This window comes from Faecalibacterium taiwanense (assembly GCF_036632915.2).
Lineage (GTDB): Bacteria > Bacillota > Clostridia > Oscillospirales > Ruminococcaceae > Faecalibacterium > Faecalibacterium taiwanense.
Map to the genome: position 1 here is coordinate 1938996 of NZ_CP155552.1, position 20225 is coordinate 1959220.

Consider the following 20225-nt stretch of genomic DNA (forward strand, 5'->3'; position numbering starts at 1 on the left):
CTTTTAATAGTAGAACACCGCCGTAATGACCATGGTCACAAAGGGCGCAATGAACATCACACTGTCAAAGCGGTCCAGAATGCCGCCGTGCCCCGGGAAGATGGTGCCGTAATCCTTGATGCCGCACTGGCGCTTGACCACGCTGGCAAACAGATCGCCATAAATGCCCAGCACCGCCGCCACGCAGCCCAGCAGCGCAATGATCACGTACATGGAAACGCCAATGTTGGAGCGGGTGAAGGCTTCCATCCGGTTTGCCGCCACTGAGTACACCAGTGTGATGATCACACCGAACACCATGGTGCCCAGAACACCGCCAATGGCACCTTCCACGGTCTTTTTGGGGCTGACCACCGGGCAGAGCTTGTGCTTGCCAAAAGCACGGCCTGCAAAGTAGGCACAGGTATCGCCGCCCCAGGCAAAGCAGAGGATGAGCAAAATAAAGAACACCGCATCGTAGCCGTACTGCTCCACCGGCAGCAGCTCCTTGAGCCGGATAAAGGAATAGAAGCAGAAGATCACGATACCGGAGAACATCAGCAGGCCGCTGGCCTTCTGATAGCTGATGGTGCCATTGCGCACCACCAGATAGATGGCATAAAAGGTGACCAGCAGAAAGGACATCGGCATCACCAGCCGCCGCATGACCTGATAGTTGCTCGTCATGACCAGCAGTGTATACGGCACCAGAACCGCGTACATCAGCCAGTCCTTCTTTTCAAAGCCGAGGGCACTGTAGATCTCGTGAACGGCGATCAGCGTAATGGCCGCGATGACCAGATTAAAGATCAGAGTGTTGAAGGTGAACATCACGCCGATCAGTACGATGATGCCCACGATCGCAGTAATAACACGTGTTTTCATAGATTGGATCTCCTTTTCACCGGTCGGGTGCCGCGCCCCTCTGGATTAAGTTTGGCTCCGGCAAAGCCGCCGGGCCGTCCGGTCCCTGCACCGTGTGCAGGAGGTCTTGGGTTTTACAGTCCGCCAAACCGGCGGGAACGATGATTGAACTCCTCAATGGCAGCGTCCAGATCGCTGCGGGTGAAATCCGGCCACAGAACGTCCATTTCTACCAGCTCCGAGTAAGCTGCCTGCCAGAGCATGAAGTTGGACAGCCGCTTTTCTCCGCTGGGACGCAGGATAAAATCCGGGTCCTTCTGGCCAGCGGTATACATGGCATCGCTGAGCAGCTGTTCCGTGATCTCTTCGGGCTTTATCTCCCCTGCCGCCGCCTTTGCCGCCAGCTGCTGCGCCGCCCGCACGATCTCCGGACGGCCGCCGTAGTTGATGGCAATGTTCAGGGTCATGCCGGTCTTGACCGAAGAATCTGCTTCCAGCTTGTTCATCAGCTGCTGCAGCTTTTCATCCAGCACCGTGCGGTCGCCCATGAACTTGATGCGGATATTGCGGTTCTTGTAGTCAAAGCCCTTCAGCAGATATTCGCCGAACAGCCGCATGATGGCGTTGACCTCTTCCAGCGGACGCTTCCAGTTCTCGGTGGAAAACGCATAGAAGTACACCGACGAAACGCCCAGCTCATCGCAGTAATCTGCGATATCGCTGAACACCTCTGCGCCTCTTTTGTGCCCGGCAGTGCGGGGCAGGCCGCGGTTCTTTGCCCAGCGGCCGTTGCCGTCCATGATGATGCCAATGGAAAGGCCCTCGGCAAATTCTTTAGGATGCGCCATTGTTTCCTCCCGGCAGCAACGCCGCCTTCAACAAAAGTGCCGCGCACTCTTCTTCAGCGCACGGCACCTCCAGTTTATTGCATCTGCGCAGATCAGACAGACATGATCTCCTTCTGCTTTTCTTCCACCGCAGCATCGATGTTCTTGATATACTTGTCGGTCAGCTTCTGGACATCCTCTTCCATGGTCTTCTGGCTGTCCTCGGTCAGCTCGCCGGCCTTCTTCATGGCCTTGGCCTTATCCATAGCCTCGCGGCGGATGTTGCGCACTGCCACCTTAGCTTCCTCGCCCAGCTTGGAAACTTCCTTTGCCAGCTGCTTGCGGCGCTCCTCGGTGGGAGCCGGGAAGTTCAGGCGGATGGTAGAGCCGTCATCAATGGGAGTGATGCCCACATCGCTGGCCATGATGGCCTTGCTGATGGGGCGCAGCAGAGTACGGTCCCACGGGGTAATGGTCAGGGTGCGTGCTTCGGCCACAGCCACGGATGCCACCTGCTGGATGGGAGTGGGGGCACCATAATAATCCACGCTGACCTTATCCAGCACAGCGGGATTTGCGCGGCCTGCGCGCACAGCGCCCAGTTCGCGGCCCAGATGTTCGACCGAGCTCTTCATCTTGTCTTCGTAAACCTTGGTGTTGCTGCTCATTGCGGTAGTCTCCTGTTCCTTTTTATCTTGGGGCTGCGCTGCAATGCGTCTGCCCTATAATGTATGTCGGCTGCAGGCGTTTCAGCCCTCGTAAACCAGTGTGCCCACATTCTCGCCCTGCACGGCACGGGCAATGTTGTCCGGGTCGGCCAGATCGAACACGAGGATGGGCAGCTTGTTGTCGCGGCACAGAGTGGCAGCAGTGCCATCCATAACAGCCAGCTGGTCTTCCAGCACCTTGGTAAAGGTGAGTGTATCATACTTCTTTGCGTCGGCGTACTTGTGGGGATCCTTATCGTAAACGCCATCCACCATAGTAGCCTTGAACATCACATCGGCGCTCACTTCCACAGCGCGCAGAGCGGTTGCCGTATCCGTGGAGAAGAACGGGTTGCCGGTGCCGCCGCCGAACACGGCGATCTTGCCCTCATCCATGGCGCGCAGAGCATCCTTGCGGGTAAAGGGCTGTGCCACCTGCGGCATGGTGATGGAGGTGAACACCTCGGTGGGCACACCCAGCTGTTCCAGCTTATCGGAAACAGCCAGTGCGTTCATCACGGTTGCCAGCATACCGATCTTATCGGCCAGTGTGCGCTCCATCTTGCCGCTGGAACGGCCGCGCCAGAAGTTGCCGCCGCCAACCACGATACCGATCTGCACGCCGAGGTCGTGTGCTTTCTTCACGCCGCCGCAGATCGCGTCCATGGTGGGCTCGTCAAAACCCATGCCCTTTTCGCCGCCCAGTGCTTCGCCGCTGATCTTCAGAAGGATACGCTGATATTTCAATGCCATAATCCAAACACCACCTGTTTTTATCTTCCGTCAGGGCATAGGCATACCCTGACATTTTTTACTATAGCTTATTTTACAATAAAACATTCATAAAGTAAACAGGAAATCTGCGCGGAAATCCGGAAGCTTTTATGAACGGCTGCGCAGACCGCGCAGCAGCTGCTTCATTCCGGGCGGAATGCGGCGGCTTTCCACCGCTTTCTGGATGGCTTTGTTGTGGGTCCACAGATCCAGCCGCTTTTCTGTGAGCCACGGCAGCGCGGCATCCGGCTGCTTTGCCAGTGCCGTGGCAAAATACCATGCCCGCATCATATTGATATAGTATTCCGTGCTGCGCACATCGGCCACCCATTCCAGATATTCCGGCCGGAATGCATCATCCAGATAATAGCGCATCAGCATCTCCATGCCATAGCGCACGGTGTACACCTCGCCCGAATCCAGCCAGCGGCGAATGGGCACCAGCAGTTCCTTCTTGTGCTTTGCAAACACTTTGGGGCAAAAGCAGTCACAAGTGGCCCAGTTGTTGATGTAGGGCAGGAACGCTTCCGTTTCAGCCAGCGCCCTGTCGTAGTCCCGGATAAGTTCGATCAGGAACGCGTGGAGGTTGTTCTCTTCGTAGTATCCATGCGGCAGGGCCTGTAAAAACACTTCTGCCTGCGCTGTGCCCGCGAGCTGTTTTGCCAGCCTGCGCAGAGCCGGAACGCGCACGCCGATCACCGTTTCCGGCGGCACGGTGGGCATCAACGCACTGTGAAAGATGCGGTATGCTTCATCCCGCAGGGCAAACAGCTGCGTACGAATGATCTCTGCTTCCGGCTCCATCCTCTCTCCCTCCGTTCTTTTCTATTGTAGCAGAGCCGTATGGAAAAGCAAGGCCGTTCCGGCATTCTTTTCCGGTGCTTTAAGGAACATACAAAAATTGGGCTGGACATTTATGCCGGAACATGCTATAATATCGTTCGTAAATGCGGGCATCGTACATCGGCTAGTATATCAGCCTTCCAAGCTGAGGAGGTGGGTTCGATTCCCATTGCCCGCTCCATGCAAAAAAGCGCCGTGGCCTTTTGGGTCACGGCGCTTTTGTTTTGCTTTATCGGTCCCACTTATCGCACAGGGCATTGATCTGGTCGGCAAACTTGGCAAGGTCTTTGTTTGCGCCGCCCTCGTTGTGCTCGATGACCCGCAGCAGGCGCTTGCCGGCGCTGACCAGCCGCTGGAACACACTGGCCGCACGGCTCTGGCCTTCATTAGCCTTGTGCTCAATGCGGACGCGCATGCCCTCCTGCAGGCATACGGCTCCCTCGGCTCCGATGGCCCACTGTGCGCCGTTGTAGGGTGCACAGGCAGTGAAGCCCTGTTCCGTCAAGGTCTGCACAAAGTGGTCCTCGGTCTCATCTTCGCCGTGCATCACGAACACACGCTTTGGTTTCTGCTCAAAGGAGTTCACCCACCGCAGCAGACCTTCTCTGTCCGCATGGCCGGACATGCCGGTGAGCTGGCACAGTTCTGCCTGCACCTCAATAGGTTCACCGAACAGTTTTACCGTCGTGGCACCTTCCAGCAGGGTGCGGCCCAGCGTGCCCACCGCCTGATAGCCCACGAACAGAATGGTGCACTCCGGCCGCCACAGATTGTGCTTGAGGTGGTGGCGGATGCGGCCTGCCTCGCACATACCGCTGGCCGAGAGGATGACCTTTGGCACGCGGTCTGCATTGATCATGCGGGATTCATCACTGGTCACCGTGACGCGTAGCCCTGGGAAGGTGATCGGATCAATGCCTTTTTCCAGCAGAGCGCGGGTGTCCGCATCAAAGCAGTCCGGGTCGGTATCTTTAAAGATGCGGGTCGCCTCGATGGCAAGCGGGCTGTCAATGTACACCGGGAAGTTGCCGTGCCCCTTCACAAGGCCCTTTTCCTTGATCTCACGGATAAAGTAGAGCATCTCCTGCGTGCGGCCCACCGCAAAGCTGGGAATGACCACATTGCCGCCCCGGTCAAAGGTGCGCTGCAGGATCTTCGTCAGTTCGCTCACATAGTCCGGCTTCGGGCCGTGGCTGCGGTCGCCGTAGGTAGATTCCATAAAGGCGTAGTCCGCCTCTTTGATGTAAGCAGGATCCTTGATGATGGGCTGATCCAGATTGCCGATATCACCGGAGAATACCAGCTTGGTCGTGGTCTCACCCTCGGTGATCCAAAGCTCTATGCTGGCCGAGCCAAGCAGATGGCCCACATCCACAAAGCGGGCTTCAATGCCCGGTGCAAGCTGGAAGCGCTGCTCATAGGCCTTGCCCACAAACAGCTTCATGGCTGCTTCAGCATCCTGCACAGTATACATCGGTTCCACCGGTTCTGCGCCAGAGCGCTGGCCCTTGCGGTTTTTCCACTCCGCTTCAAATTCCTGAATATGGGCCGAGTCCCGCAGCATGATGCCGCACAGCTCCACCGTGGGGTTCGTGGCATAGATCTTGCCGCGGAAGCCGTTGCGCACCAGCAGCGGCAGCATACCGGTATGGTCGATGTGTGCATGGGTGGCCAGCACCCAGTCGATCTCGCCGGGTGCCACCGGGATGGGCTGGTTCTCGTATACGTCCTTGCCCTGCTCCATGCCGCAGTCGATCAAAAAGCGCTGCCCAGCCGCTTCGATCAAAGTGCAGCTGCCGGTGACCTCATGGTTCGCGCCCAGAAATGTGATCTTCATAAAAACACCTCCGGCTTTATTTCTTCTGTATCCTTAGTATAGCATATTCTAAAGGTACACGCCGCACAAATCGCATGGCTTTTCTCAGGCATTTTGCCGAAAGGTTGAAAAATTTTTTATACAATCTTGACAAACCACCCCTTCCTGTTATAAACTTAAACTTGTATGACGTTCGTTCGTATTTTATGAGTTTTAATAATAGAGAGGTTGAATTTTATGGTTCGTAACGATTTGCGCAACGTTGCCATTATCGCTCACGTTGACCACGGCAAGACCACCCTGGTGGACGCAATGCTGCGTCAGAGCGGCGCATTCCGCGATAATCAGGTCGTGGCTGAGCGCGTCATGGACAGCGGCGATATCGAGCGTGAGCGTGGCATTACCATTCTGGCCAAGAACTGCTCCTGCACCTACAAGGGTGTCAAGATCAATATTGTCGATACTCCGGGCCATGCCGACTTTGGCGGCGAGGTGGAGCGCGTGCTGAAGATGGTCAACGGCGTTCTGCTGCTGGTGGATGCCGCCGAGGGCTGCATGCCCCAGACCCGTTTTGTGTTGCAGAAGGCTCTGCAGCAGAATCTGAGTCTGGTGGTGGCCATCAACAAGATCGACCGCCCCGATGCCCGCATTAAGGAAGTCATCGACGAAGTTCTGTACCTGCTGATGGATCTGGGCGCTACCGATGAGCAGCTGGACTGCCCCATGCTGTTCTGCTGCGGTCGTGATGGCACCGCAAGCCTGGACCCGGATGTGCCCGGCACCGACCTGATCCCTCTGTTCGATACTCTGCTGAGCACCATCAAGCCGCCTGAGGGCGACCCCGAGGCTCCCTTCCAGATGCTGGTGTCCTCTGTGGACTACAACGACTTCGTGGGCCGCATCGGCATTGGCCGCATCCAGAACGGCGTTGCCAAGGTGGGCGAGGAAGTTGTCGTCTGTGACTGGCACAATCAGGATCTGAAGATGCGCGGTCGTCTGACCAAGCTGTACGACTTTCAGGCCAATGGCCGTCAGCCGTGCGATAACATCACCGCTGGCGATATCGTGGCATTCTCCGGCCTGCCCGACGTGACCATCGGCAATACCCTGTGCAGCCCCTCCAATGTGGAGCCGCTGCCCTTCGTGAAGATCAACGATCCTACCGTTGAAATGACCTTCTCCGTCAACGACAGCCCGCTGGCCGGCCGCGAGGGTAAGTATGTTACCAGCCGTCAGATCCGTGACCGTCTGCAGAAGGAGCTGCTGAAGGACGTTGCTCTGAAGGTGGAGGATTCCGCCACCACCGATTCCTTCCGCGTTATGGGCCGTGGTGAGATGCACCTGTCCATCCTGATCGAGACCATGCGCCGTGAAGGTTATGAGCTGCAGGTCTCTCCCCCGCACGTTCTGACTAAGGTCATCGACGGCAAAACCTATGAGCCTATGGAGCATGTCGTCATCGATGTGCCCACCCAGTATCAGGGTGCTGTCATGACCGGTCTGGGCCAGCGCAAGGCTATCCTGCAGCAGATGGAATCTCTGGGCACCGACCGCGTGCGTCTGGAGTTCCGTATGCCCAGCCGCGGCCTGTTCGGCTACCGCAACCAGTTCCTGACCGATACCCACGGCGAAGGCATCATCAACCAGATCTTCGACGGTTACGATGTCTGGGCTGGCATGATTGCCAACCGCTCCACCGGTTCTCTGGTCAGCTTTGAGACCGGCGAGGCCGTCACCTACGGTCTGTTCAATGCTCAGCAGCGCGGCACCCTTCTGGTGGGCGCTGGTGAAAAGGTCTACGAGGGCATGGTCATTGGCTACACCGCTTCCGGCGAGGACGTGGATGTCAACGTCTGCAAGACCAAGCACCTGACCAACACCCGTGCATCCGGCTCCGATGATGCTCTGCGCCTGATCCCCATTAGCAAGCTCAGCCTGGAAGGCTGCCTGGAATTCCTTGCACAGGACGAGCTGCTGGAGGTCACTCCTGAAAATCTGCGCATCCGCAAGCAGATCCTGAACCACGAGCAGCGCATGAAGGCCAAGAGCAAGCTGAAATAAGCCTTTCCTTCTTTTATAATATGTACTTTACCGTCCTGCAGCGTTTCAAAACGCTGCAGGACAGTTTTATTTTGCCAAAAATGATTCATTTTTTAAAAAAAGGCTTGCAAAAGGCATTCTTATGCGGTATAATATCTCTCGCAGTCACAAATGTGATCTGCCTCTTTAGCTCAGTCGGTTAGAGCACCTGACTGTTAATCAGGGTGTCGCCTGTTCGAGTCAGGCAAGAGGCGCCAGAAGAAAAGGCAATGTTCCACAGAACATTGCCTTTTTTGTTTGTCCCACACTACACCCTTTTTCTGTACAGCCATGCAGTCGTGTTTCTCCTCTGTTTTGGGGCTTCTCTGTCCCAAAAACACAGCATCCATGCGAAAAAAGCATCAAGCATAATGATTTCTTAAAATTTGACTACTTGAAGAAGATGTCACATTGTGGTATACTGCTTATAAGCTTTGGGAATTTGTATCTGTTTTTCCAAAGTCCGGCACACAGATCAAAGGGTAGGTGCTCCCTTCTTTTGATAGCAGCCGACCGGTGTTTTGTCATGGTTCTCCGCAGGACAGGACAAAGCACCGGTCTCTGTGCTGTTGTTTCAGGCTCCGGCTCTTTTCACGTTGTCAGATCTGCGGCAGGCCGCTTTTTCAAAACGCCTGCCGCTGTTTGAATAAATTTGTATATGATCAAAGGAAGCATCTATGCGTTATACCTATGTCCGGCAGCACGACACCACTGACTGTGCGGCTGCCTGCCTCGCAATGGTGTGCCTCCATTACAAAAAGGAAGTTACCATCACCCGCCTGCGCGATATGATGGGTACCGACCTGAAAGGCACGAACCTTGTTGGTTTGCAGAAAGCCGCTAATGAGTTGGGTTTCACCACTGCAGCGGTTCGCGTAGACCGTGAAAATTTCCTCAGCGATTTCTCGCTGCCCTGCATTGCGCAGGTCATCACCGATCAGGGTCTGGCCCACTTTGTGGTCGTCTTCAAAAAGACCACCATCAAAGACGACGGTGAGCGTCGTCGGCACATGCTGAAAGAAGCCGAAGCCGCCAAGGAAGATGAGAAGAACGGCAAAAAACACAAGTGCAAGGATTATGTCGTGATTGGCGACCCCGGCAGCGAGCTGAAAAAGATCTCTCTGGATGAGTTCTACAAGAACTTTACCGGTGTTCTGCTGCTGATGAACCCCACCTCGGAGTTCAAGGGCGGTAAGATCGAAAAGGGCGGCATGTTCAAGCGTTACGTCGACCTGTTGCTGCCCCAGAAAAGCTCTTTGCCTATACGATCCTGAGTTCTCTGATCGTTACGATTCTGGGCATTGCCTCCTCCATGTTCAACAAGATCCTGATGGACGAGGTCTTGCCATATGGCCTAGACAATCTGCTGGTCACGCTGATCCTTGTGTTCAGCATGGTCAGCATCACCAATACGCTGGTGGGCTTTGTCCGGCAGTGGGTTCTGATCCACCTATCCATCAAGATCGATATTCCGCTGATGCTGGGTTACTTCGGGCATATCTTCCGTCTGCCCATGAAGTTCTTTGCCACCCGCAAGACTGGTGATATCACCACCCGTTATTCGGATGCAAACACCATCAAATCCATCTTTACCAGCATTGCGCTGAGCCTGATCATGGATATCTCGATGGCCATTATCACCGGTATCATCCTGTTCCGCATGAATGCGATGCTCTTCTCGATCTCGCTGTTCATGGCTCTGGTCAGCATTCTGCTGGTGCTGATCTACAAGCAGCCTTACAAAAAGATCAACGAAGAGACCATGGTGCAGTCCGCTGCACTGAACAGCCAGATGATCGAAAGCCTGCGCGGCATTGAGACGGTCAAGTGCAACGCCAACGAGGATACCGAAATGGAGAACCTCGAGCGTGAGTACATCAAGAGCCTGAAGATCAGCCTGCGCTCCAGCAAGATCAGCACCACGCAGGGCCTGATTTCCTCCTTCATTTCCACCGGTTTCAGCATGCTGACCACCTATGTGGGTATCAGTCAGGTTCTGAAGGGGGAGATGACACTGGGCGGATTCATGGCCTTCAGCACGCTGTCCTCTTACTTTACTTCCCCGCTGAGCAACCTGATCGGTCTGCAGATGCAGATTCAGGAGGCCAGCATTTCCATGAAGCGTCTGGGCGAGATCATGGATTATCCCTCCGAGACGGTCGGCGACGAAGACCGCACCGATCTGGACAAGGTGGAGGGCGATATCGAGTTCAAGGATGTCACTTTCCGTTATGGCAACCGTGCCCCTGCACTGGATCACATCAGCTTTACCATTCCGGCCGGTAAAAAGGTCGCGCTGGTGGGCAGCAGCGGCAGCGGCAAATCCACGATCACCAAGCTTCTGCTCAAGTATTATGAGCCGGAAGATGGCGAGATCGACTTGAACGGTGTGAATCTGGCTGAATACACCAATGATTCTGTCCGCCGCGCAATTTCTTATGTGCCGCAGAACGTTGAGCTGTTCAGCAAGACCATTTATGATAACATCCGCGTTTCCCGTATGGACGCTACGATGGACGAAGTTAAGGAAGCTGCCAAGAAGGCAGATGCTCACGACTTTATCCGTCATCTGCCCCTGCAGTATAACACCTATCTGGAAGAAGCAGGCAACGGCCTGTCCGGCGGTGAAAAGCAGCGCATTGCGTTGGCACGCGCTTTCCTGAAAGATTCCAACCTCTACATTCTGGATGAATCCACCAGTAATCTGGACTTTGCTACGGAAAATCTGATCTTCAACATGATCTACGATCAGCTCGCAGATCGTTCCATGCTGATCGTAGCTCACCGCCTGTCCACCGTTCGTGACTGTGATCTGATCCTTGTGATGGATCACGGCAAGATCGTGGAACGCGGCACGCACGATGAGCTGCTTGCCAAGGAAGGCAAGTACTACGAGCTGTGGAACATGCAGCAGGGTATCTACCGCAGCAAAAAGGCAGAGCCCAAGCAGTCTGTCATGCAGGCCGTGGTGGAAGAGGATGACGACGGTGAGTCGATCACCTATTGATGTGTTGCAGCCGGGTGCGCACCCGGTTACACATGAAAGGGAGTCATTCATGATGGATAGCTTGATTTGACATAGTTTTGCTGTGTCAGATAAAAAAGAGCTAGAAAGACTTTCTGTTTAGTAGAAGTAGATGGTGTTATCCTGAACAGGCCCCGCCTGCTCAGGTAACTATGCCTCACTATGGTGTGCCCGGAGGCAAAACGCCTCCGGGCACATTTTATTTGCAAGATCCCTATTACTTTTATAAGTAGTAGGCGATCGGGAGCGGAGAGGAAGCTGCTCTCTGCAGCGGTTTTCTCCCCTTTCTCGATTGCCTATTACTGCCTCTTCTGAGGTAAATCTGAAAAGGAACCGAGGTATTCAACATGAAAGAGATCAAAGTAGCCGAGAACAAGACCCTGAAGCTCACCAATGTGCTTTCCCGTGAGATCCATCCGGAAGAGATGGCCAGTCTGCCCGTGGTGCTGACCCAGATGCACAACTTTATCAAGAGCAACAACGCACAGCCCATTGGCCCCATTGTGCAGGCCATGGTGGTTGGTGAGGACCGTCAGATGCACCTGTACATGATGCAGCAGGCTACCCAGTTCATCGGCCAGATGGAGCAGGACTACCATATGGATGCTGTTCTGCGCGTGAAGAACTGCCTGTATGCCCACTACACCGGCCCCATGCCCGAAAGCCAGCTGGCTTCCTACAAGCTGCAGGTCCACGCTTTTGAGAATGAGCAGAAACTGACCGGCACCTCCTATACCATCTATGTCAATCAGGATGAGGATGATGCCGTGGTCGATGTCTTTATGGAGACCAAGTAATTATGACGATTAAAGTTCAGAACCTTTCGGATCTGCAGGACCGCCGCATCATGATGGAAAAAAAGCTGCCGCCTTATGGCTACGCTTTTGTCATTCTGGTGGGCATCTTCATGCTGTTTCTGGTGGTGTGGAGCACCCATACCAACCGCATTTATGTCAGCCAGAACGCAGGCACCGTGCAGGCCAGCAATAAAACCTATATCATGTCCAGTTATTCCGGCTCCATTACCGAGATGTATATTTCGGAGGGCAGCTATGTGAACGAGGGCGACCTCGTGGCCCACATCAAGAGCACGGATATCGACATGCAGCAGGATAACTTGGAAAGCCAGCTCAAGATCTACCAGACCCAGCTGGACCAGTACAACAAGCTGCTGCAGTGCGTGCAGGATGATACCAACTACTTCAGCGAGACAAACCCCGAAGATCAGCCCTACTACTATCAGTACGAGACCTACAAGAGCCAGGTCTCTCAGAAGACCTTTGATGCCACGGCCTATCAGGCTGCCGGTTACTCCGATGCTCAGATCAAGACCATGATGGAGCAGAGCCAGAGCGAAGTAGAAGCTCTGTACTACTCTACCATGCAGTCCATCTCCCAGAGCATTACCAGCGCACAGAGCAACGTGGACAACGTTCAGGCTCAGCTCGATGCCTTGAACACCGGTGCCAACGATTACTACATCTACGCCCCCACCTCCGGTGTGATCCACATGGATACTCCTTACAAAGAGGGCATGGTGCTGAGCGCAGGCTCCCCGCTGGCCACTGTTGCCAGCGAGAACGACGATCTGGAGATCGTTGCCATGGTCACCGTGAATGACCGCCCGCTGCTTCATGTGGGTGACCCGTGCAAGATCGCCATTACCGGCCTTTCGGAGTATTCCTATGGCACCCTGACCGGCACTGTAACGGCCATTGACAGTGACGTGACTGCCAGTTCCAACGCTTCCTACTATAAGATGACCATTAAGCCCGATGCCACTTATGTGGTGAGCCGCAGCGGCGACAAGGTGGATCTTTCCAACGGCATGAGCGTTACTGCCCGCGTGGAGTACGATCAGGTCACCTATTTCGAGTACGCAATGGAAGCCCTGGGCGTTCTGTTCCGCTAAACCGGAGCTGTGCTGACTGCCAGCCGCCGTTATATCACCCAAAGAGGTACACTTACTATGAAATCAACCGCAAAAAAACTGGCCGTCTGTGCGGCAGCGCTCTGCCTGCTGGCCTGCGGCACAGCTGTGTCTGCGGCCGCAGCAAGCCCTGTCTCCGGCCTTGCCCTGAGCGGCGTTGCCATGCCGTGGGATCAGGACGTGCCTGCCGAAAGCATTGAGGCCGGCAGCTATACCGCCAACATGCTGCTGGGTTCCTCTCAGCAGCTGTCTCCTGTGGTGCGTCCGCGCAACTCTACCGACTCGGTTGTCTTTATCTCGGACGATACTTCCATTCTGACCGTGAGCAACTCCGGTGTCGTGCAGGCTGTGGGCGTAGGCACCACCCGCATCACCGCTGCCGCAGGCAACCAGATCTGTGCCTACACCATCGTTGTCTCCATGGATTCTTCCATGATCGTTACTGAGATGGACCTTTCCCTTTCCTCCAACACCATCTATGTTGGCAACTCGGTCTCGGCACAGCTGCAGGTGCGGCCTACTTCGGCTTCCAACTATGCCACCGTCGCCCTGACCTCTTCCAATGAGAAGGTTGCCACGGTGAACAATTTCGGCCGTGTTACCGGCATTTCCCCCGGCACCGCCACCATTACCGCTACCTGCGGTTCGGTGACTGCTACCACCAATGTCACGGTCATGAGTATTCCCAACTCCAGCACCGGCACCGCCAGCACTGGTTCTTCCAACAGCGGTCAGGTCGTCACGGTGAATCCTTCCTACGTTGTGCTCAAGCCCGGTGCCACCCGCACCCTGACCGCCAGTGTCAAGCCTTCTTCCGCTTCCCAGAAGTTCACCTATAAGTCCGCCAACAGCAACATTGCCACGGTCAGCCCCAGCGGCGTGATCACGGCTGTGGGCACCGGCGCTACTTCCATTACCGTTTCCAACGGCACTGCATCCGCCATGGTCACGGTCATCGTCAACCGTTCGGCTGCATCTTCTTCCGATAATTCTTCGGACAGCAGCTCCACCGAACCGGATAACGATGCTCCCATCGAGATCGATCCCGTTGTGCAGGCCATTCAGGACAGTGAGGACAACGAGATCGTTTTCACACAGGCCGAGGTGCCTACCGTGACCGGTGATATCCTCAATGCGCTGCGTACCACCGGCAAGACCCTGTGCGTGGTGGGCGATGGCTACACCATGCAGATTGCAGGCAGCGGTGTCAAGAGCACCACCAGTGAGCTGGACACCATGCTCATCCTGACTGAGTCCGATCAGGGCATCGAGTTTGAGCTGGACAAGGGCAAGGCTCTTCCCTGCTCGGTGCGCATCGATCTGGATGTGAGCACCTATACCCGCCTGTATCTGTACAACACCGTCTCCAACAAGTGGCAGTATCTGAACAGCTACACCGACGGCATCATCACTGCCGATACTGCAGGCCGTTATCTGCTGACCAACCAGAACCTGAAATTTGCCAATATCAACTGGACCTTCTTCATTGCCGGTGGTGTTGTAGTGGTTCTGATCGGCATTGCATATGTTGTGCTGAAAAAGCGCTACTGGTTCTGGTAATTTTCAAAACCACTCTTTCATGAAACAGTAAGACCCTCTCTGAGTGTGATATGCTCCCCCTAGAGTAGACAGAGTAAAACAAAAACTCTGCGTACTCTGGGGGTATTTTTATATCAAGAAAGAACCATCACTTTTGCACAAAAAATTCGCCGTTTCCTTGTGGAAACGGCGAACAAAAACTTATATTATTTCTCTGTCTACTTGACGGAGCGCACTTCAATGGAACGTCTGGGCTTTGTTTGCATTATGATGTCTGCCTTCGTTACTTTTCAATGGGCTGCGAGGGCTTCCAGTCCTTGTAGTTCTCGTAGCGGCTCTCGCGGATCTTGGTGTGGGACCAGATCTCGTCCGCCGTGGGCTGCCAGTTGGCTGCATAGTTCTTGCACTTCTCGCACAGGTGCTCCACGCTCTCCGGCGACTGCAGGTCGGTGCTGTGGGCACCGGTCTCGTGCACCATCTTCTGCAGCAGTTCGGGGTTTTCCAGCATCGGGCAGGGACGCAGATGGTTCTTGTTGAAGGGCTGGCCGTTGTGATAAGCCATGAACAGCGGGCTGTGCAGAATTTCCAGAATGCTCTGGTCGTGGATATTGGCATTGGAGTAGTGGATGAACACGCACGGCTCTGCGTCACCGGCCGAGTTGATGTGGAAGTAGTTGCGTCCGCCGGCAATACAGCCGCCCACGAACTCGCCATCGTTCTGGAAATCCATCGGGTAGAACGGGATATCACACTCTTCCGAGCGCAGATAGCGGATGCGGTCGATCATATATTTGCGCTGCTCCGGGGTAGGCATCAGTTCCGGTGCTGCCTCGTTGCCCACGGGCATGTAGTGGAAGTAGAAGCCGAAGTGTGCACCCTTCTCGCACAGGAAACGCATGAACTCATCGTTGGTGACAGCTTCGATATTATCGCGGGTGTAGCAGATGGACGTGCCGAACACGATGCCGTGCTCCTTGAGCAGATCCATAGCATGCATAACAGCGGCATAGTGCCCCTCACCGCGGCGGGCATCGTTGGTCTCCGGGGTGCCCTCGATGGACAGCATGAAGGCAATGTTGCCCAGACGCACCACCTCTTTGCAGAACGGCTCATCGATGAGGGTGGAGTTGGTGTAGATGGCAAACTGCACATCGTTGTGCTTCTCGGCCAGCTTCAGGATATCAGCCTTACGCACCAGCGGCTCGCCGCCGGTCAGCATGTACAGGTACACGCCCAGCTCCTTGCCCTCGGTAACGATCTTGTCCATATCCTCAAAGCTGAGGTTGTTCTTGTTGCCATACTCGCCAGCCCAGCAGCCCACGCAATGCATGTTGCAGGCGGAAGTGGGGTCGAACAGGATCAGCCAGGGGATGTTGCACTGATACTTCACGCGGTTCTCGCGGATGGTCTTGGTGCCGCGGAAGAAAGCCTCGTAGCCCAGATTCAGCGCCATGGTGCGGGCCACGTTGGGGTCGGTCTGATCCAGCACACAGTTGATGAGCTTGGACCACTTGCTGTCGGGGTCGGTCAGGGTCTGTCTGGCGTGTTCGTAGGCTTCAGCGCTGAACGAACTGCCATAGAACTGCTTTGCAACATCCACCAGCTGTCCCACGGTTTTCTGACGATCTTTATCGGCATGAGAAAGCACCACGTCCACCATTTTACCAACGGCAGCACGCTGCATTTTATGAGTCAGGCTCTCAACAGAAGTATTCATTATCCTTTTCCTCCAAACGGTATTTTTCGGAAATCTCTTTTTCTATTTCTATGCCATTACTCTACCACTCTATCCCACAAGTTGCCATAAACAGAAAAAGCGCCGTGATAGAAAACCCATCACGGCGCAGATTATGATAAAATTTTGTCGTTCTTCCGGTTCAACCGTCCTGTTCCAGATGGATCTTATTGCTGGCAAGGCGGCATAACGCGCGGCGCAGATCGCCCTGCAGCATCCGTCCCATACGTTCTACCATCACAGCGGGCTCGGTCTTCATATCCCGGCGGATCCATTCCAGCACCACGCCCACCAGCGCATATTTGTAAAAATCCACCACAAACTGCTTGTCATCGTCCTGCACGGTGATGTCGCGGCATTCGCGATCCGCAAATTCCTTCAGCATGGAGTCCAGAAGTTTGTACAGATACTGCTCCACCTGTTCACGACCCACAGAGCGGTATACGTTCAGTACCAGTGCTTTGTTATCCCGGATCTGGTGCAGGATGTCCAGAAATGCTTCGGTCCATGTATCAAAGCTCTGGCGGCCTTCCATCGTCTTGGCCGCATCTTCCATCAGGATCCAGTCCACCAGATCGTAAATATCCTTAAAGTGGTAGTAGAAGGTCATGCGGTTCACGCCGCAGTCCTCGGTGATATCGTTGATTGTGATTTTATTGAGGGGCTTTTCCAGCAGCAACTTTTTCAGCGATGCTTCCAGTGCCCGCTTCGTTGTTTGTGACACAAAAACCTTCCTTTCCCGACCGTAGAAATTTTTCCCGCTGCGTACGGTGATTGGCAGCTTCGTACATTATAATACCGCAAAAGCCGTCCCGATTGCAAGCATTGATTCTGTCCATTTTGTAAACAAAGAACGACTTCCTGCGTTTTCACTCCGGCAGTTTCTCGTTTCAAAAGCCGTTTCTCAGCCCTCCCAAACCCCTTCCGGCGGTGCGCAATGCCTGCAAAAGCGGCTTCTTCCGGCAAAAAAGCGGAAAAGGCCCTTGATTTTATATTCCTCTACGCTTAGAATGGGAGCAGACGGCTGTGATTGAAGTGCCGTTTTGAGGGAGGGTACAAACTATGATGGATACCATTGGTTTTCTGGGCTGCGGCAACATGGGTGGAGCCATCGCCCGTGCCGTTTGCAAAGCTGTTGACCCTAAGAAAGTTTTTCTGGCAAACCGCACTGCGGCCAAGGCACAGGCACTGGCCAAAGAACTGGGCTGCAAAACAGCCACCAATGCCGAGGTGGCCGGTGACTGCGACCTGATTTTTCTGGCGGTAAAGCCCCAGATGATGGAAGCTCTGCTCCAGCCGCTCAAGTTCACCTTTGACGAGCGCCCCAGCCGTTTTGTGCTGTGCAGCATGGCAGCGGGCCTTTCGATCGCCCGTATTCAGGAGATGGCCGGTGAGGACTTTCCTGTGATCCGCATCATGCCCAACACCCCGGCTTCGGTGGGCGAGGGTATGATCCAGTACTGTTCCAGCAATGTCACCGCTGAGGAAGAAGAAGCCTTCCTCAGGATCATGGCTCCTGCGGGCCGTCTGGATGCCGTGCCGGAAAGTCTGATCGATGCCGCCAGCTGCGTTTCCGGCTGCGGCCCGGCATGGGTGTACCAGTTTATTGAGGCTCTGGCCGACGGCGGCGTGGCCTGCGGCCTGCCCCGCGCCAAAGCGCAGGAATATGCCGCGCAGATGGTTCTGGGCAGCGCAAAGCTGGTGCTGGAAAGCGGAAAGCATCCCGGCGAACTCAAGGATGCTGTGTGCAGCCCCGGCGGCAGCACCATTCAGGGCGTGCGCGTGCTGGAAGAGCACGGCCTGCGCGGTGCGGTGATGGATGCCGTGATCGCCTCGTACAATAAGACAAAGGAAATGGGAAAGGGTTAAGGATATCATGCGCATCGTTGTAAAAGTAGGCACTTCTACTCTGGCATACGCCACCGGACGGCTGAACATCCGCCACACGGAACAGCTGGTCAAGGTGCTCAGCGACCTGAAAAACGAGGGCCATGAGGTCATTCTGGTGTCCTCCGGTGCCATTGGCATGGGCGTGGGCAAGCTCTCACTGCCAACCCGCCCAAAGGACACCACCACCAAGCAGGCCTGCGCCGCTGTGGGCCAGTGTGAGCTGATGTACACCTACGACCGGCTGTTCAACGCCTACAATCACACCGTGGCGCAGATCCTGCTCACCGGCGTGGACGTGGAGCACACCGAACGCCGCGTGAACTTTCAGAACACCCTGTCCCGCCTGCTGGAGCTGGGTGCCCTGCCCATCATCAACGAAAACGACACCGTTGCCACCGATGAGATCACCTCCATTGGCGACAACGACACGCTGGCGGCCATCGTGGCCTGCTGCGCCAAGGCTGACATGTTGGTGCTGCTGAGTGACATCGACGGCCTGTACACCGCCAATCCCCACACCCACACGGATGCAAAGCTCATCCCGCTGGTGGAGGAGATCACCCCCGAGGTGATGGCTCTGGCCGATGGTGCCGGTTCGGCCCTTGGCACCGGCGGCATGGCCACCAAACTGCGCGCTGCCCGCATGGTAACGGGCAGCGGTGCCGATATGGTCATTGCCAACGGCGCACACCCGGAGCTTTTGTACGACATTGCCGCAGGCAGATCCGCAGGCACCCGCTTTGCGGCCCGCAAGGAGGACTGAACACATGACCACACAGGAAATTCTGGAAGCCGCCCGCAGCGCCAAAAGTGCCCTTGCGCTGGCCGATAACACCGCCCGCAACGCGGCCCTGCTGGGCATGGCGGACGCTTTATGCGATGCGCAGAACCAGTCTGCCATCCTTGCCGCCAACGCCGAGGACATGGCTGCTGCCAAAGGGCACATCAGCGATGTGATGCTGGATCGTCTGGCCCTGACCGTTCCGCGCATCGAAGCCATGGCGCAGGGCATCCGCGAGGTTGCCGCCCTGCCCGACCCGGTGGGCCGGGTGCTGAATCGGGTAGAGCGCCCCAACGGGCTTGTCATTGAAAAGACGGCTGTACCCATGGGTGTGATCGCCATTATCTACGAGAGCCGTCCCAACGTGACCAGCGATACCGCTGCCCTTGCCATCAAAAGCGGCAACGCCTGCATCCTGCGCTGCGGCAAGGAGGCATGGCGCAGTGCTCATGCCATCGTCACAGCCCTGCGGCAGGGCCTGAAAAAGGCCGGTCTGCCCGAGACAGCGGTCTGCCTGATCGAGGACACCACCCACGCTTCTGCCAACGCTCTGATGACCGCTGTAGGCTATGTGGATCTGCTGATCCCGCGCGGCGGTGCCGGGCTGATCCGTGCCTGCGTTCAGAACGCCAAGGTGCCCTGTATCCAGACCGGCACCGGCATCTGCCATATCTATGTAGACGACACTGCCGACCTTTCCAAAGCTCTGGACATCATCGAGAACGCCAAGGCCAGCCGCCCCAGCGTGTGCAACGCCGAGGAAGTGTGCCTTGTGCACTCTTCCATTGCCGGGCAGTTCCTGCCCCGTCTGGCCCAGCGGCTTGGCCCGGACCGTATTGCAAAGGGTCTGCACCCGGTGGATCTGCGGCTGGATAAGCGCGCCGCCGCCATAATCTCCGGCACCCCTGCCGGAGAAAAGGACTTTGACACCGAATTTCTGGACTACATCCTCGCGGTCAAGGTCGTGGACAGCGTAGAGGAGGCCATCGGGCATATTGCTGAGCACTCCACCGGCCACAGCGAGGCCATCCTGACCCAGACACAGGCCCATGCCGACCTGTTCACTGCCGCAGTGGACAGCGCCGCCGTGTATGTGAACTGTTCCACCCGCTTTACGGATGGCGGTGAATTCGGCCTTGGGTGCGAAATGGGCATTTCCACCCAGAAACTCCACGCCCGTGGCCCCATGGGACTGGCCGAGCTGTGCAGCTACAAGTATATCATCCACGGCAATGGTCAGATCCGCTAAAGCCCGCTGAACCTACCTTTCCAGTGCGGAAATCGGGAGTGAGCGTTTTCTCCATAATATTCATAATTTAGAAATGAAACTGAAAAGCTTTTTCCGAAACAGGCTGGTGCGATTTGCGCCAGCCTGTATTTTTGTTTTATTCCCATGAAATGTTCTTTCAGTAAAGACAAAAGCTGAATTATGTTTT

Annotated in this window: 17 protein-coding genes and 2 tRNA genes; 11 read left to right on the forward strand and 8 right to left on the reverse strand. The window is 55.5% G+C overall.

The window, feature by feature from the left end; all coding sequences use genetic code 11:
• Positions 1–3: 3 nt before the first annotated feature.
• From PXT33_RS09625 to PXT33_RS09645, 5 genes are all read right to left on the reverse strand, one after another.
• Complete coding sequence (locus PXT33_RS09625; protein ID WP_005945868.1) at positions 4–864, reverse strand: phosphatidate cytidylyltransferase; 861 nt, start codon at positions 862–864, stop codon at positions 4–6.
• Positions 865–977: 113 nt separating this feature from the next.
• Positions 978–1691 (reverse strand): polyprenyl diphosphate synthase, encoded by a 714-nt coding sequence (uppS, locus tag PXT33_RS09630; protein ID WP_097775362.1) that lies wholly within the window; start codon positions 1689–1691, stop codon positions 978–980.
• Positions 1692–1783: 92 nt separating this feature from the next.
• Positions 1784–2338 carry a ribosome recycling factor gene (gene frr / locus PXT33_RS09635; protein WP_005945866.1) on the reverse strand — a complete coding sequence of 185 codons (555 nt, stop codon included), beginning with the start codon at positions 2336–2338 and terminating at the stop codon, positions 1784–1786.
• 81 nt (positions 2339–2419) lie between these two features.
• The gene (pyrH, locus tag PXT33_RS09640) at positions 2420–3130 is read right to left on the reverse strand and encodes a UMP kinase (protein ID WP_005945864.1); all 711 of its coding nucleotides are present in this window, start codon (positions 3128–3130) and stop codon (positions 2420–2422) included.
• Positions 3131–3259: 129 nt separating this feature from the next.
• Positions 3260–3955 carry a DNA alkylation repair protein gene (locus PXT33_RS09645; protein ID WP_332376426.1) on the reverse strand — a complete coding sequence of 232 codons (696 nt, stop codon included), beginning with the start codon at positions 3953–3955 and terminating at the stop codon, positions 3260–3262.
• A 145-nt stretch (positions 3956–4100) separates the two neighbouring features.
• Between PXT33_RS09645 and PXT33_RS09650 the strand changes: the two genes are divergently transcribed.
• Positions 4101–4175: transfer RNA gene (locus PXT33_RS09650), tRNA-Gly, on the forward strand.
• Positions 4176–4223: 48 nt separating this feature from the next.
• On the opposite strand, the gene PXT33_RS09655 is transcribed toward PXT33_RS09650, so the two are convergent.
• Entirely contained in the window at positions 4224–5831 is a 1608-nt protein-coding gene (locus PXT33_RS09655; RefSeq protein ID WP_097775360.1) for an MBL fold metallo-hydrolase RNA specificity domain-containing protein, read from the reverse strand.
• Positions 5832–6047: 216 nt separating this feature from the next.
• Between PXT33_RS09655 and typA the strand changes: the two genes are divergently transcribed.
• The 7 genes from typA (at position 6048) to PXT33_RS09690 (ending at position 14404) form a co-directional block, all read left to right on the forward strand.
• Positions 6048–7871 (forward strand): translational GTPase TypA, encoded by a 1824-nt coding sequence (typA, locus tag PXT33_RS09660; RefSeq protein WP_005945857.1) that lies wholly within the window; start codon positions 6048–6050, stop codon positions 7869–7871.
• Positions 7872–8030: 159 nt separating this feature from the next.
• A tRNA-Asn gene (locus tag PXT33_RS09665) sits at positions 8031–8107 on the forward strand.
• A gap of 459 nt (positions 8108–8566) precedes the next feature.
• Positions 8567–9163, forward strand: a complete 597-nt coding sequence (locus tag PXT33_RS09670; RefSeq protein ID WP_347070308.1) for a cysteine peptidase family C39 domain-containing protein — start codon at positions 8567–8569, stop codon at positions 9161–9163.
• Between the two features lie 38 nt (positions 9164–9201).
• Complete coding sequence (locus PXT33_RS09675) at positions 9202–10896, forward strand: peptidase domain-containing ABC transporter (protein ID WP_347070309.1); 1695 nt, start codon at positions 9202–9204, stop codon at positions 10894–10896.
• Between the two features lie 365 nt (positions 10897–11261).
• Entirely contained in the window at positions 11262–11711 is a 450-nt protein-coding gene (locus PXT33_RS09680; RefSeq protein ID WP_005945849.1) for a hypothetical protein, read from the forward strand.
• A gap of 2 nt (positions 11712–11713) precedes the next feature.
• Entirely contained in the window at positions 11714–12826 is a 1113-nt protein-coding gene (locus PXT33_RS09685) for an HlyD family secretion protein (RefSeq protein WP_005945848.1), read from the forward strand.
• Positions 12827–12883: 57 nt separating this feature from the next.
• Positions 12884–14404, forward strand: coding sequence for an Ig-like domain-containing protein (locus tag PXT33_RS09690; RefSeq protein ID WP_332376429.1), 1521 nt, complete (start codon positions 12884–12886; stop codon positions 14402–14404).
• Between the two features lie 262 nt (positions 14405–14666).
• On the opposite strand, the gene PXT33_RS09695 is transcribed toward PXT33_RS09690, so the two are convergent.
• Positions 14667–16100: a radical SAM protein gene (locus PXT33_RS09695; protein ID WP_207698990.1), complete on the reverse strand. Its 1434-nt coding sequence runs from the start codon at positions 16098–16100 to the stop codon at positions 14667–14669.
• Positions 16101–16260: 160 nt separating this feature from the next.
• Positions 16261–16842, reverse strand: a complete 582-nt coding sequence (locus tag PXT33_RS09700; RefSeq protein ID WP_097777606.1) for a TetR-like C-terminal domain-containing protein — start codon at positions 16840–16842, stop codon at positions 16261–16263.
• A 338-nt stretch (positions 16843–17180) separates the two neighbouring features.
• Here PXT33_RS09700 and proC point away from each other — a divergent pair, with 338 nt between their 5' ends.
• From proC to PXT33_RS09715, 3 genes are read left to right on the forward strand one after another with little or no spacing between them, the layout of a single operon-like run.
• Entirely contained in the window at positions 17181–17987 is an 807-nt protein-coding gene (proC, locus tag PXT33_RS09705) for a pyrroline-5-carboxylate reductase (protein WP_005945823.1), read from the forward strand.
• 7 nt (positions 17988–17994) lie between these two features.
• Positions 17995–18771, forward strand: coding sequence for a glutamate 5-kinase (gene proB, locus PXT33_RS09710; protein ID WP_097775355.1), 777 nt, complete (start codon positions 17995–17997; stop codon positions 18769–18771).
• A gap of 4 nt (positions 18772–18775) precedes the next feature.
• On the forward strand, positions 18776–20038 hold the full coding sequence (locus tag PXT33_RS09715) for a glutamate-5-semialdehyde dehydrogenase (RefSeq protein WP_332376430.1): 1263 nt from the start codon (positions 18776–18778) through the stop codon (positions 20036–20038).
• Positions 20039–20225: the final 187 nt, after the last annotated feature.

Excerpts from the sequence above, each read along its gene's own strand:
- PXT33_RS09670 (WP_347070308.1), top strand. The coding sequence starts at position 8,567 with ATGCGTTATACCTATGTCCGGCAGCACGACACCACTGACTGTGCGGCT.
- PXT33_RS09675 (WP_347070309.1), top strand. The coding sequence starts at position 9,202 with ATGTTCAACAAGATCCTGATGGACGAGGTCTTGCCATATGGCCTAGAC.
- PXT33_RS09715 (WP_332376430.1), top strand. The coding sequence starts at position 18,776 with ATGACCACACAGGAAATTCTGGAAGCCGCCCGCAGCGCCAAAAGTGCC.
- PXT33_RS09645 (WP_332376426.1), bottom strand. The coding sequence starts at position 3,955 with ATGGAGCCGGAAGCAGAGATCATTCGTACGCAGCTGTTTGCCCTGCGG.
- typA (WP_005945857.1), top strand. The coding sequence starts at position 6,048 with ATGGTTCGTAACGATTTGCGCAACGTTGCCATTATCGCTCACGTTGAC.
- PXT33_RS09655 (WP_097775360.1), bottom strand. The coding sequence starts at position 5,831 with ATGAAGATCACATTTCTGGGCGCGAACCATGAGGTCACCGGCAGCTGC.
- PXT33_RS09625 (WP_005945868.1), bottom strand. The coding sequence starts at position 864 with ATGAAAACACGTGTTATTACTGCGATCGTGGGCATCATCGTACTGATC.
- pyrH (WP_005945864.1), bottom strand. The coding sequence starts at position 3,130 with ATGGCATTGAAATATCAGCGTATCCTTCTGAAGATCAGCGGCGAAGCA.
- PXT33_RS09690 (WP_332376429.1), top strand. The coding sequence starts at position 12,884 with ATGAAATCAACCGCAAAAAAACTGGCCGTCTGTGCGGCAGCGCTCTGC.
- proC (WP_005945823.1), top strand. The coding sequence starts at position 17,181 with ATGATGGATACCATTGGTTTTCTGGGCTGCGGCAACATGGGTGGAGCC.
- frr (WP_005945866.1), bottom strand. The coding sequence starts at position 2,338 with ATGAGCAGCAACACCAAGGTTTACGAAGACAAGATGAAGAGCTCGGTC.
- PXT33_RS09680 (WP_005945849.1), top strand. The coding sequence starts at position 11,262 with ATGAAAGAGATCAAAGTAGCCGAGAACAAGACCCTGAAGCTCACCAAT.
- PXT33_RS09695 (WP_207698990.1), bottom strand. The coding sequence starts at position 16,100 with ATGAATACTTCTGTTGAGAGCCTGACTCATAAAATGCAGCGTGCTGCC.
- uppS (WP_097775362.1), bottom strand. The coding sequence starts at position 1,691 with ATGGCGCATCCTAAAGAATTTGCCGAGGGCCTTTCCATTGGCATCATC.
- proB (WP_097775355.1), top strand. The coding sequence starts at position 17,995 with ATGCGCATCGTTGTAAAAGTAGGCACTTCTACTCTGGCATACGCCACC.
- PXT33_RS09685 (WP_005945848.1), top strand. The coding sequence starts at position 11,714 with ATGACGATTAAAGTTCAGAACCTTTCGGATCTGCAGGACCGCCGCATC.